Genomic DNA, 13,639 nt, shown 5'->3' on the forward strand with positions numbered 1-13,639 from the left:
CCTATAATGCGCATCCACCGACACGGCGGACTGCTTACAAAAAAGCAAAACGACGAGTTGGTTGAATCAAGTAAGACTGAGTTTTGAAAAAATAAACTTTTCTCAAAATTAAGTGTTGACAAAAATAACGGCTTGCGTAGAATGCACAGCCCTTGAGACGCAAAAGTATCTCAAACGTTCTTTAACAATATAAAGCAATCATCTGTGTGGGCACTCGTACAGATTGAGTTCTAACAGCGAAACTTAGTTTACTAAGCGACGCAAACAAATTTAGAGTCTCAATTGAACTGAGTGACCATATGTTATTAAAAGATTCAGCCTTGAGCTGTTTTGATTTTACTTTTTCAAAAGTAAAAATAATAACGCACAGTCAATTCGATATCGAAAGATATCAAAATTCAGAATTCATTGAGCATGTCCTTCGGGACAGAAAAAACTTTTAATTGAAGAGTTTGATCATGGCTCAGATTGAACGCTGGCGGCAGGCCTAACACATGCAAGTCGAGCGGCAGCGACAACATTGAACCTTCGGGGGATTTGTTGGGCGGCGAGCGGCGGACGGGTGAGTAATGCTTGGGAATATGCCTTATGGTGGGGGACAACAGTTGGAAACGACTGCTAATACCGCATGATGTCTACGGACCAAAGTGGGGGACCTTCGGGCCTCACGCCATAAGATTAGCCCAAGTGGGATTAGCTAGTTGGTGAGGTAATGGCTCACCAAGGCGACGATCCCTAGCTGGTTTGAGAGGATGATCAGCCACACTGGGACTGAGACACGGCCCAGACTCCTACGGGAGGCAGCAGTGGGGAATATTGCACAATGGGCGCAAGCCTGATGCAGCCATGCCGCGTGTGTGAAGAAGGCCTTCGGGTTGTAAAGCACTTTCAGTAAGGAGGAAAGGTTAAGTGTTAATAGCGCTTAGCTGTGACGTTACTTACAGAAGAAGCACCGGCTAACTCCGTGCCAGCAGCCGCGGTAATACGGAGGGTGCGAGCGTTAATCGGAATTACTGGGCGTAAAGCGTACGCAGGCGGTTTGTTAAGCGAGATGTGAAAGCCCCGGGCTCAACCTGGGAACTGCATTTCGAACTGGCAAACTAGAGTGTGATAGAGGGTGGTAGAATTTCAGGTGTAGCGGTGAAATGCGTAGAGATCTGAAGGAATACCGATGGCGAAGGCAGCCACCTGGGTCAACACTGACGCTCATGTACGAAAGCGTGGGGAGCAAACAGGATTAGATACCCTGGTAGTCCACGCCGTAAACGATGTCTACTAGAAGCTCGGGTCTTCGGACTTGTTTTTCAAAGCTAACGCATTAAGTAGACCGCCTGGGGAGTACGGCCGCAAGGTTAAAACTCAAATGAATTGACGGGGGCCCGCACAAGCGGTGGAGCATGTGGTTTAATTCGATGCAACGCGAAGAACCTTACCTACACTTGACATACAGAGAACTTACCAGAGATGGTTTGGTGCCTTCGGGAACTCTGATACAGGTGCTGCATGGCTGTCGTCAGCTCGTGTTGTGAGATGTTGGGTTAAGTCCCGCAACGAGCGCAACCCCTATCCTTAGTTGCCAGCGATTCGGTCGGGAACTCTAAGGAGACTGCCGGTGATAAACCGGAGGAAGGTGGGGACGACGTCAAGTCATCATGGCCCTTACGTGTAGGGCTACACACGTGCTACAATGGCGCATACAGAGTGCTGCGAACCTGCGAGGGTAAGCGAATCACTTAAAGTGCGTCGTAGTCCGGATTGGAGTCTGCAACTCGACTCCATGAAGTCGGAATCGCTAGTAATCGCGTATCAGAATGACGCGGTGAATACGTTCCCGGGCCTTGTACACACCGCCCGTCACACCATGGGAGTGGGTTGCTCCAGAAGTGGATAGTCTAACCTTCGGGAGGACGTTCACCACGGAGTGATTCATGACTGGGGTGAAGTCGTAACAAGGTAGCCCTAGGGGAACCTGGGGCTGGATCACCTCCTTATACGATTTAGAACTTATTTGTTCGTAGTGTCCACACAGATGATTGTTAGTTAGCTAAACCGCTTGGTTTAACTAATTAATATGCTCTTTAAAAATTTGGAAAGCTGATATTAAAATTCTTATAGATAACATTGTTATTTATAAAGAGTTTTCAAAAGTAAAAATATGCCATTAATCAGCAATGATTAATCGGTATCTACTTTAGTATTCTCATCATTATTTGATGAATTAACTTCTGGCGAAGTTAACAGCTGTCACTAACAAAGACCCGTTTGGGTTGTATGGTTAAGTGACTAAGCGTACACGGTGGATGCCTTGGCAGTTGGAGGCGATGAAGGACGTATTAACTTGCGATAAGCCTAGTCAAGCTAGTAAAAAGCGCTTGAGACTAGGATTTCCGAATGGGGAAACCCACCTGCTTGCAGGTATCTTGCACTGAATACATAGGTGTAAGAGGCGAACGCGGAGAACTGAAACATCTAAGTACCCGTAGGAACAGAAATCAACCGAGATTCCGGAAGTAGCGGCGAGCGAAACCGGACCAGCCCTTAAGCTTATTATGTGTTAGTGGAACATTCTGGAAAGTTTGACGATACAGGGTGATAGTCCCGTACACGAAAATGCATCTTAAGTGAAATCGAGTAGGTCGGAGCACGTGAAACTTTGACTGAATATAGGTGGACCATCATCTAAGGCTAAATACTCCCAACTGACCGATAGTGAACCAGTACCGTGAGGGAAAGGCGAAAAGAACCCCTGTGAGGGGAGTGAAATAGAACCTGAAACCGTGTACGTACAAGCAGTAGGAGCCCTTCGAGGGTGACTGCGTACCTTTTGTATAATGGGTCAGCGACTTATATTTTGTAGCGAGGTTAACCGAATAGGGTAGCCGTAGGGAAACCGAGTCTTAACTGGGCGTTGAGTTGCAAGGTATAGACCCGAAACCCGGTGATCTAGCCATGGGCAGGTTGAAGGTTGAGTAACATCAACTGGAGGACCGAACCCACTAACGTTGAAAAGTTAGGGGATGACCTGTGGCTAGGAGTGAAAGGCTAATCAAACCGGGAGATAGCTGGTTCTCCCCGAAATCTATTTAGGTAGAGCCTCGGACGAATACTTACGGGGGTAGAGCACTGTTAAGGCTAGGGGGTCATCCCGACTTACCAACCCTTTGCAAACTCCGAATACCGTAAAGTACTATCCGGGAGACACACGGCGGGTGCTAACGTCCGTCGTGAAGAGGGAAACAACCCAGACCGCCAGCTAAGGTCCCAAAGTCATAGTTAAGTGGGAAACGATGTGGAAAGGCCCAGACAGCCAGGAGGTTGGCTTAGAAGCAGCCATCCTTTAAAGAAAGCGTAATAGCTCACTGGTCGAGTCGGTCTGCGCGGAAGATGTAACGGGGCTAAACTATGCACCGAAGCTGCGGATTCAAACTATGTTTGAGTGGTAGGGGAGCGTTCTGTAAGCCGTTGAAGGTGTACCGGGAGGTATGCTGGAGGTATCAGAAGTGCGAATGCTGACATGAGTAACGATAATGCGGGTGAAAAACCCGCACGCCGGAAGACCAAGGGTTCCTATCCCATGTTAATCAGGGTAGGGTAAGTCGACCCCTAAGGCGAGGCCGAAAGGCGTAGTCGATGGGAAACGGGTTAATATTCCCGTACTTGGTATAATTGCGATGGGGGGACGGAGCAGGCTAAACAAGCATGGCGTTGGTTGTCCATGTGAAAGTGAGTAGGTTGAGAGTTTAGGAAAATCCGGACTCTTAAGACTGAGACACGAGACGAGCCACTAAGGTGGTGAAGTTGTTGATGCCATACTTCCAGGAAAAGCCTCTAAGCTTCAGATTATACCGAATCGTACCCCAAACCGACACAGGTGGTCAGGTAGAGAATACTAAGGCGCTTGAGAGAACTCGGGTGAAGGAACTAGGCAAAATCGTACCGTAACTTCGGGAGAAGGTACGCTCCTATCTGTGATGAGACTTGCTCTCTAAGCGGACGGGAGCCGCAGTGACCAGGTGGCTGGGACTGTTTATTAAAAACACAGCACTGTGCAAAATCGCAAGATGACGTATACGGTGTGACACCTGCCCGGTGCCGGAAGGTTAATTGATGGGGTTAGTTTTCGGACGAAGCTCTTGATCGAAGCCCCGGTAAACGGCGGCCGTAACTATAACGGTCCTAAGGTAGCGAAATTCCTTGTCGGGTAAGTTCCGACCTGCACGAATGGTGTAACCATGGCCACGCTGTCTCCACCCGAGACTCAGTGAAATTGAAATCGCAGTGAAGATGCTGTGTACCCGCGGCTAGACGGAAAGACCCCGTGAACCTTTACTACAGCTTGGCACTGAACATTGAACCTACATGTGTAGGATAGGTGGGAGGCTTTGAAGCAGAAACGCTAGTTTTTGTGGAGCCGTCCTTGAAATACCACCCTTGTAGTTTTGATGTTCTAACGTTGGCCCCTTATCGGGGTTACGGACAGTGCCTGGTGGGTAGTTTGACTGGGGCGGTCTCCTCCCAAAGAGTAACGGAGGAGCACGAAGGTTGGCTAAGTACGGTCGGACATCGTACGGTTAGTGTAATGGTAGAAGCCAGCTTAACTGCGAGACAGACACGTCGAGCAGGTACGAAAGTAGGTCATAGTGATCCGGTGGTTCTGAATGGAAGGGCCATCGCTCAACGGATAAAAGGTACTCCGGGGATAACAGGCTGATACCGCCCAAGAGTTCATATCGACGGCGGTGTTTGGCACCTCGATGTCGGCTCATCACATCCTGGGGCTGAAGTCGGTCCCAAGGGTATGGCTGTTCGCCATTTAAAGTGGTACGCGAGCTGGGTTTAGAACGTCGTGAGACAGTTCGGTCCCTATCTGCCGTGGGCGTTTGAGAATTGAGAGGGGTTGCTCCTAGTACGAGAGGACCGGAGTGAACGAACCGCTGGTGTTCGGGTTGTCATGCCAATGGCATTGCCCGGTAGCTACGTTCGGAACTGATAAGCGCTGAAAGCATCTAAGCGCGAAGCAGGCCTCGAGATGAGTTCTCACTAGACTTTTAAAGTCTCTGAAGGGCCGTTGAAGACTACAACGTTGATAGGCAGGATGTGGAAGTGGTGTGAGCCATTAAGCTAACCTGTACTAATTACCCGTGAGGCTTAACCATACAACGCCAAACGCGTTTTATGACAGCGTAACGAACAGAAGTTAAGACACTAAAGTAGACATTTACTTGATATCAGAATTCCAGATTTATTAATTTGCTCAAAAGAGCGAATTAAAACCAAATTTGCTTGGTGACAATAGCGTTTTGGACCCACCTGACCCCATGCCGAACTCAGTAGTGAAACGAAACAGCGCCGATGATAGTGTGGCATTTGCCATGTGAAAGTAGGACATCGCCAGGCTCCAAATAAGAGAAAGCCCGATTCGAAAGAGTCGGGCTTTTTTGCGTTTTAGCTATCAGCTTTCAGCTCTCAGACGTCAGCTGAACTGTGGGGTTGCCCTGTACAGGGTCACCCTCAGCAACAAAACCCTGTAGGAGGCACTTCAGTGCCGAATTAATAAAGCAAAACATTCATGGCTAAGGCCTTTCCTACAAGTACACTTTGCTTAGAACCTAGAGCCTTCGGTAGATGAAGACGCAGCACCAAACACCTCCAACGAGCGGCTGACGGCTGATAGCTCTGTGTTGGGTTTCGCTTTGCTCTACCCAACCTACGCCAGACCTTTAAACTTTCCCCTCGCTAACTTTACCCTTTCAAATTCGCTACCTAGCGACTAAAAAAGCCCATACTCTTCGGTTTCTTCTGCTTCGTGGCGCATTAGGTGCTCTGGGCGGAAGATGGCACTTGGGTCTAATAATAAGCTGTGTTTGTGCTTCATTTTGATTAGTCCTCGCATCATGTTTTTAGTTTGTGGATCAACATCAAAACCAACCGAGGTAAGTTGGTCTAACGGTTTGATATCTTCTTTCTTCACGTTGATGTTGTCTTCTACTTTGTCGACAAGAAGGCCTATATGAGGTGTTACGCCATCTTTTGTAGTGAAGATGATGATTGGCTTGTAATCAAGAATGATTTGCTCACGTGCCGATTCAAACAGTCTAATAAGTTGATTAAATGTTTGGCGCTTTTTCTCTGAAAATAAGCTAATTACTTTGTCGTGAGGTTGGCTCTTTTGTAATTCTAATAACTCACCGGCCATGGCATGTAATTCACGGTGTGGCTTATCAAACTTGGCTAAGATACTTTGTAAGTCTTCGTTATCAGTTTCGAAGTTGTTATACCAACGACCGAATGCACATTTGTCTGGATCTGTGGCTTTTGTAAAAGGTGCACCTGTTACTAGGCTATTTTCTAGTGCATCTAGCCAATCTAAATGGTCTTTCTCTCTTTCGACTAAAAGGTCAGATAATTCGGTATTGGTCTCTTTGGTTGAGTGATTGTTTAATACAATTCCTAAATCAAAGATAGGCGTTGGGGTTTCCATGTAATCTTTAACCCCAATGAAGCTTTTATTTTCATTTGGCAACGACGTTAAATTTCCTTCGTAACGCTCAGTTAGAAGAATATCGAGAATTTTTAGTGAAATGGTCTTTTGGCCAACTCGAAAATTAATCAGATCCATATTTCCCTCAAAGCCTTGTTAAGTCTCTATAGCATAGAACATTATTGTAATTTAGTCGTAGTTTAACCTAATTACTTTTAAAATATGAGCGGTAGATTTTTTTGTTATTTCCTGCAGTGTGAGTGTTAAATAGATCAGCGAAATCTGATGTGTCAGTAAAGAGATGGTTTAGCTCAGTCAGCAGACATTGATTGTTTAGAGGCGTTGGGCATTTTTGGGCAGCGCTAACCAATGCTACGGCATTCAAATAACCTTCGAATATAATTCTATTCGCACTCGTGTGATAAGGCCCGATATCTTCAATAAACTGCTTACACCAAGGGTTTTTACAGTTATTAGGGTCGGGAACCACTTCAGTGACCATAATGTTGGCGGGCTGTTTAACTCGCTGATATAAATCATGGCTCGAAACGAAAGACACCGAAGTATAATCTGGGTTGAAGCTTTGTTTGTTTGCTGCATTAATGAATTCAGCGAGAGGCTCGTAGGTGCCGACTAAACAAATTGCGGTTGCTTTACTTTCTTTTAGAAGCGCTAAAGCTTTTGAAATATCATCACTATTGCGCTTAAACCGAGCGACTTCTACAGGTTTAATACCATGTATTTTTAATGCATTAACAAGGTTGTTTTCTACCATATAGCCAAACTCATCGGCTTGGATCATCAAGCCAATTTTTTCATGCTTACGCTCTTTCACGAAATAATTAATCTGCTCTATGGCTTCATCTTGGTAGCTCGCTCGAAGATTAAATACATTTGGCATTGAGCTGTTATGTAAAAAATCGGCGCCTGTAAATGGCATTAGAAAAGGAATGCGGTGCCTATCCAGTAAAGGTTTAATTGCATGAGCTGTTGGTGTGCCCATAGAGCCAAAAATTGCATGGATCTTTTGATCAAATAAAAACTCGCGGGTATTCACTACGGTATTTTTTGGCTCGTAGCCATCATCAGCTAATATCAGATCGATACTTTGCCCATTAATACCGTTTTCTTTGTTGATTTTATTAAAGTAAATATTACTGCCAAGCGCTAGTTGTTCGCCTATTTGCTTTGCTGGTCCTGTGAGCGCAGTGGACATGCCGAGTTTAATGGTAGGCTGTGCGTGTTCAGCTAAAGCTATCTGAGATAGCAGCAAGGTATAAATACATAAACACTTAATGGCTGTGATTTTGAAGTGATTTATAGTGAGCATACCAACCTTGCACTGCGGTTTTGAACTGTGAGTCTAAGTCTTTTTTACCTGTAAAACCGGCTTCTTCGATTAAGCTATTTACAGAGGTTTGCTGTAATACTAGTCGAATAAGGATGAATTTTGTATATTCATCTAATAAATTTAGACTAATTGGTGTGCTCCAAATCATTTGCCATAGCAATGGCTGTACGTGGAAGAGGTTAATATCACCAATTAACAGTCGCTCAGCTCTTGCATCTAAGGCAGGAGAATAGTCACTTTTTGGTAAGCTTTTGAATAGCTCTGCAATAAGCTGCCAAGGAAGCGAGCTAAAGTGACCAAGGAGTTGCAAAGACAGGTCTTGCTTAAACTCCTCTATTAAAAGTTCTGCGCTATCTGAAGTTTGCTTATCTAACGCTTTAATCACTAAAGCAGCATGTTCAGCCGTTGCTTTATCGTGACTAAATCCAAGCTTAATAACATTAAAGCCATTACTTTGCCAAAACTTAACTAACGCTGCATTTGCGCCAAAGCTGGCACCAAAATAACTGCAATTATTTAATTGGCTTTTGCAGTAGTTTAACAGGGCTGAGCCTATACCTTGTTGATGACATTCAGGTGCAACAGCTATTCTCACGACTCTCGCTGAGCGTTTACACAAATCTTCTGTACTTCGGCTTAATTGAGTCAGAGTTTGCGCCATTAAATGACCATGTGGCCTGCGCTTTCCTTTTATAACTTGCTCAGCAATCTCAGGCGTTAAGCCACCCTCAATAGCGATTAAGCAAACGGCTTTTAATGCATTTTCTTGTTTGCAGATCGATAGTTGTAACTCTGAGGCATCAAGCAATTGGCGTAAGTCGTTTACCGTGGTTTGATAATGAGCCAACGCCAATAGCGCTATAACTTGGCTAAGCAGCTGCTCATCATCAATGAGTTGCTCTTTGCTTATGTTTTCAAATTGGTAAGACTTACTACTCTGCGTATCGAGGTACTTTGCATCGAGTAGTAATAGTTCGCGTAGGCTATTTTCGAGGGGGTCATGTTTAGCAAAACGAATTGGCTCATCCAAAGTAATAGTCTTTAGCGATTTATATTGGCTACGTAAGTAATGTAAAAAACGTAACGTGTAACCACGCCCATTTCCTTCATAACCAACCATAGTGCTGGCAAATACGATCCGTGGATAACTTTTTAGGATCTGTAATAGCATAGGAACAGGAATCGCTGCTGCTTCGTCGACAAATAACAGATCGCAATCAGGTTTTTCGTTTAGCAGTGTATCTGGCGCAATATAGCTAAGGTTAGCTAGTTGCTTACAGTTTTGCTCTTTGCTAACACCAAGCTCAGCAGCTAAATGTTTAAAGCTTGTTTGTACGGCTTTGGCTTGGGTGGCACAAATAAGGATTTTTTTATCTTGAAGACATGCTGCTGAAAGCCCTAAAGCAGCTGACTTACCACGACCTCGATCTGCACTAATAACTAAAGGTCGATTAGCGCGCCCTGTCGCGGTTTTAATAATTTGCTCAACACATGCTTGTTGTTGCTGATAATTTATCTCAGCATTTGCTGGCGAAATTGATTGGTAACTAGGAACTGAGTGCTCAGTAAAATAATGTGGCTGTAATTTTAGCTTGGCGAAAAAGCGCTGATTAAAAAAGCTGTGTTTAATCTCTTCGCCATAAGAGGTGATACTTGTGAGTGCTGGGTCTTGCCACTTATCGTCATAGGGCAGCAATAATATCAGTACACCGCCTGCTTTTACGGTACCTGCCAGCGCGGCTAGTTTATCTGCAAATAAACCGCTAAAACCATCAAAAATTGCGTGATGAAACTCTTGACCAAGAATTTGGTGAGCATGTTTTGGAAACTCACTATTTGCTAATAATGAGCTGCTACTGAAAACATAGGTATTTTTAAGCGCTAATTGGTTTGCAAACTTATAGCACCAAGTTTCGCTGCCTTGCACAATGACAAGCTGGCGATGCTTTGCAATCACCAGCTCATTACACAGTGCTGTTATATACTCATTATAAGGCTTGAAGTCTTGCATACTGTGTTACAAGCCATTTGCTGCCTAGGTCATCAAAGTTCACTTGAATACGTGACTGTGCGCCGCTACCTTCGTAATTGAGTACGGTTCCTGCACCGAACTTAGCATGTAATACGCGTTGCCCTAAGTTAAAGCCGCTATCTTCAAATGCGGCATGTGTTACTGAGGGACTAAAACGACCTGCCGCAGGTGGTCTTGAAACCTGTGTTTTAATACGAATTTCTTCGATACAGTCTTCAGGCATTTCGCGTAAAAAGCGTGATGGGCTATGGTATTTTTCTTGGCCGTATAAGCGACGGCTTTCTGCATGGCTAATATATAGTTTTTCCATCGCGCGAGTCATACCAACATAGCAGAGGCGGCGTTCTTCTTCTAAACGACCAGACTCTTCATTACTTTGTTGTGATGGGAACATACCCTCCTCAACACCAACCATAAATACCAGCGGGAATTCTAGGCCTTTTGCTGAATGCAGTGTCATCATTTGCACCGCATCTTCGTGCTCGTCAGCTTGACCTTCGCCAGACTCTAGTGAGGTATATGCCAAAAAGCCTTGTAGTGGTGAGCTGAACTCTTCATCTTCAGGGAGTTCGTATTGACCACAAGCACTAATAAGCTCTTCTAAGTTTTCTACGCGGGCACGGCCTTTTTCACCTTTTTCAGCTTGATACATTGCCATTAACCCCGAGGTTTGAATGGCGTATTTCGCTTGCTCTTCTAAGGTGAGATCGCTAATTTTATCTTCGATATGCTCAACAAGTTCTAAGAATTTAGTGACGGCACTCGCTGCACGGCCAGATAAGTGCTGCTGCTCGATAATAGCCTTTGCGGCATACCAAAGTGGTAATGATTCATTGCGCGCGCAATCACGTATATGGCTTAGTGTTTTATCACCAATGCCGCGAGCAGGGGTGTTAATAACGCGCTCGAAAGCGGCATCATCTTGACGGTTACCCACTAAACGTAAATACGAAAGTGCATCTTTGATCTCTTGACGTTCGAAGAAGCGCATACCGCCGTAAATACGGTATTTTAAACCTTCTTGTAGCATCGCTTCCTCGAGTACACGAGATTGCGCGTTGTTACGGTATAAAATCGCGGCATCTTGTAATGCATTACCTGCATTTAGCCAACTACGTAGTTTGCTGCTGACAAAGCGCGCTTCGTCTAATTCATTAAACGCGGCGTAAACAGAAATAGGCTCACCATCATTGCCGTCTGTCCACAGGCTTTTACCCATGCGTTCAGCATTGTTTCTGATCAGCGCATTTGATGCTTTTAAGATTGTTGCCGTTGAACGGTAATTTTGTTCAAGGCGAATGGTTTCGGCTTCGAAGTCAGTTAAAAAGCGTTTGATATTCTCAATTTTTGCGCCACGCCAGCCATAGATACTTTGATCATCATCACCTACGATCATAATACTGTTGGTGTTACCTGCGAGTAATTTTAACCAAGCGTACTGGATTGTATTGGTATCCTGGAACTCGTCTACCAGCATGTGGGCAAAACGCTGTTGATAGTGACGTAAAAGTGTTGGGTGGTTCTTAAGAACTTCGTAGCAGCGCAGCAGTATTTCTGCAAAGTCGACTAAACCTGCACGGTCACAAGCCTCTTGATATGCAGCATAGACTTTTAGCATCATTTGCTCATTAATATCGTAGGCTTGAATGTCTTTAGGGCGCAGACCTTCATCTTTTTTCGCGCTGATATACCAACCAAATTGTTTTGCTGGCCACTTTTTATCATCGATGTTCATCGCTTTGAGTAAGCGTTTGATCATACGTTGTTGATCGTCAGAATCTAAGATTTGAAAGCTTTCAGGCAAGTTCGCTTCACGGTGATGGGCGCGTAAAATACGATGAGATAAGCCGTGGAAGGTACCAATCCACATACCACCAACCGGTGCTTTTAAGGTTTCTTCTACACGGGTACGCATTTCTTTCGCGGCTTTGTTAGTGAAGGTTACCGCAAAGATACTGTATGCAGAAGCTTGCTCAACTTGCATGAGCCATGCGATGCGATGAACAAGTACTCGAGTTTTACCAGAACCTGCACCTGCAAGTACTAGCATATTTTGCAATGGGGCTGCGACTGCATCCCGTTGTTTGTCATTTAAGCCATCGAGTAATTCAGAAACGTCCATCGTTACGCCTTTTCAATCTATAATGGGTGGAGTATAACAGGTGTTTATGCAAGGCTAAATAAAATACTGTTTTTATAAACAGCTATTTGGGCAAGTCATTAAAATTGCGATATGAAAATTGTGAATTTGACCGATTTTTAGCAAAAAAAACTAAAATCAAAATAACGTAACTTTTTAACGCTTTGATTTGTAAGCTATAATAAGTTGGCATAAAGTGTGTTTACTAAATGTATAATCATTAAAAACTACAGAGGTTAGTATGGCAGAGCAAGGTTCTGGCGGTAATGTAATCGCAGCAATATGTAATATCTTTTTTCCTGGTTTAGGACAATTGGTACAAGGTCGTTTAATGGCGGCTATTGCATTCTTTTTAGCATGGGTTATTAGTGGTGCACTAATTTATGTTGCAGTTGGCTTTATTTTACTGCCAATCGTATACCTATGGGCGATTATTGATGCTGCGCGCTTCAAATCGCGAGTCTAGCTATTTTAAATAGCACAAACACGAGCGCCACGTTGGCGCTCGTGTTGCTATAAGGCTACAAAACTCGCCACGTTTAGCTGTAATCGGTATAATTAGCAAATAACGTATTACGAGTACCCTCCATGGAATATCAATTTATCCGCGATCCTATTAGCGGTTTACGCATTAAAATCTCCTCTGAGCATGCAGTTATTGGCCGTTGGCTAAATGAAGAAGTCGGCAAAGAAAAAATCGCGATGGTGCAAGCGTTGATCTCTGCGGTTAAGAGCAGTCATGAGCCTTTAACCTTACAGGGTCAAGAAATTGATTTGATCTTAAGTAAAGACGAAGCGCTATTCGAAGCTCATGCATTACATCAAGACAACGAAGACTTAGTTGCCTACCAAGATGATGATTTAATGCTTGAAGAAGAAGGCCTGTGCAGTGGCTGTGGTTTTGAAGACTTTGTTGATTTAATTGAATCTTGGCAAGAATTTACACAAGGCCGATAAGCAGACACATGGTCTGCTTATCGATTACTAAATTATTGCTCGCTCACTGATTTAACAGCGGCTAGTAATAAATCTTCTGTTAAGCGGACTTTGTAATTTGGGTTGGCGTATTGAAAATGAACTAACCCATTTGTGTCTATTACGAATACTGCGGGTACTGGCAGTGCTACTTTCGCTTCACCCTCTAACGAGACAAAGTTAACCCCAAGCTTATTACGGTAAATCTTTGCTGTTTTGTCATCTAAGTAAAACGCTAGACCTAACGTTTGCGCCAAAGTGAGGCTGTCGTCAGAAAGCAATTGATAGCTAGGAGCTGTAATTTTTGTTTCAGCGAGTTTTTCAGGGCTATCTGGTGAAACGGCAATTAATTGTGCGTTTAAATTTGCTAATTCTTTCTCAATTTTTTGCACGCTGGCCAATTGCTTTGAACAATATGGGCACCAGCCACCACGATAAACAATTAGCACGGTGGTTTTCTCTTTAAAGCGCTCAGCGAGCGAGACGGTTTTACCGTATTGGTCTTTCAATTCAACATTTGGCACCGTTAAGCCAGGTAATAACGGACTAACTTTCTCTGCTGACTCGGCAATATTGGTCGCAGTTGCAGCGATAACGTGGCTTGATAGTACAAACAGTACACTAATGAATAGGGATTTAAACATGGGCTTCCTCGGTTAT

General features: G+C 44.3%; 7 protein-coding genes and 3 rRNA genes. 5 read left to right on the plus strand and 5 right to left on the minus strand.

Annotation, left to right across the window (positions count from 1 at the left end):
• Positions 1-440: 440 nt before the first annotated feature.
• From P4S60_RS00005 to rrf, 3 genes are all read left to right on the plus strand, one after another.
• A 16S ribosomal RNA gene (locus tag P4S60_RS00005) occupies positions 441-1,991 on the plus strand.
• 282 nt (positions 1,992-2,273) lie between these two features.
• Positions 2,274-5,156: ribosomal RNA gene (locus P4S60_RS00010) — 23S ribosomal RNA — on the plus strand.
• A 126-nt stretch (positions 5,157-5,282) separates the two neighbouring features.
• Positions 5,283-5,397 (plus strand): 5S ribosomal RNA (gene rrf / locus P4S60_RS00015).
• The 16S, 23S and 5S rRNA genes sit together here, the layout of an rRNA operon.
• A gap of 373 nt (positions 5,398-5,770) precedes the next feature.
• On the opposite strand, the gene P4S60_RS00020 is transcribed toward rrf, so the two are convergent.
• From P4S60_RS00020 to uvrD, 4 genes are all read right to left on the minus strand, one after another.
• Positions 5,771-6,619 carry a CZB domain-containing protein gene (locus P4S60_RS00020; RefSeq protein ID WP_337114566.1) on the minus strand — a complete coding sequence of 283 codons (849 nt, stop codon included), beginning with the start codon at positions 6,617-6,619 and terminating at the stop codon, positions 5,771-5,773.
• A gap of 67 nt (positions 6,620-6,686) precedes the next feature.
• Positions 6,687-7,811: an ABC transporter substrate-binding protein gene (locus P4S60_RS00025; RefSeq protein ID WP_337114567.1), complete on the minus strand. Its 1,125-nt coding sequence runs from the start codon at positions 7,809-7,811 to the stop codon at positions 6,687-6,689.
• Positions 7,774-9,843 (minus strand): GNAT family N-acetyltransferase, encoded by a 2,070-nt coding sequence (locus P4S60_RS00030; RefSeq protein ID WP_337114568.1) that lies wholly within the window; start codon positions 9,841-9,843, stop codon positions 7,774-7,776. The genes P4S60_RS00025 and P4S60_RS00030 overlap by 38 nt, the downstream gene beginning before the upstream one ends.
• Positions 9,821-11,986, minus strand: a complete 2,166-nt coding sequence (uvrD, locus tag P4S60_RS00035) for a DNA helicase II (RefSeq protein WP_337114569.1) — start codon at positions 11,984-11,986, stop codon at positions 9,821-9,823. Before uvrD ends, P4S60_RS00030 begins: the two co-directional genes overlap by 23 nt.
• A 259-nt stretch (positions 11,987-12,245) precedes the next feature.
• Between uvrD and P4S60_RS00040 the strand changes: the two genes are divergently transcribed.
• Together P4S60_RS00040 and P4S60_RS00045 are read left to right on the plus strand one after the other, a co-directional pair.
• Positions 12,246-12,470, plus strand: a complete 225-nt coding sequence (locus P4S60_RS00040) for a hypothetical protein (RefSeq protein WP_063701490.1) — start codon at positions 12,246-12,248, stop codon at positions 12,468-12,470.
• Positions 12,471-12,592: 122 nt separating this feature from the next.
• Positions 12,593-12,961, plus strand: coding sequence for a YacL family protein (locus P4S60_RS00045; protein ID WP_063701492.1), 369 nt, complete (start codon positions 12,593-12,595; stop codon positions 12,959-12,961).
• 32 nt (positions 12,962-12,993) lie between these two features.
• Here the strand turns inward: P4S60_RS00045 and P4S60_RS00050 are convergent, their stop codons facing one another.
• Positions 12,994-13,623 (minus strand): peroxiredoxin-like family protein, encoded by a 630-nt coding sequence (locus P4S60_RS00050; protein ID WP_337114570.1) that lies wholly within the window; start codon positions 13,621-13,623, stop codon positions 12,994-12,996.
• Positions 13,624-13,639: the final 16 nt, after the last annotated feature.

The organism is Pseudoalteromonas sp. Hal040 (genome assembly GCF_037162425.1).
Lineage (GTDB): Bacteria > Pseudomonadota > Gammaproteobacteria > Enterobacterales > Alteromonadaceae > Pseudoalteromonas > Pseudoalteromonas gelatinilytica.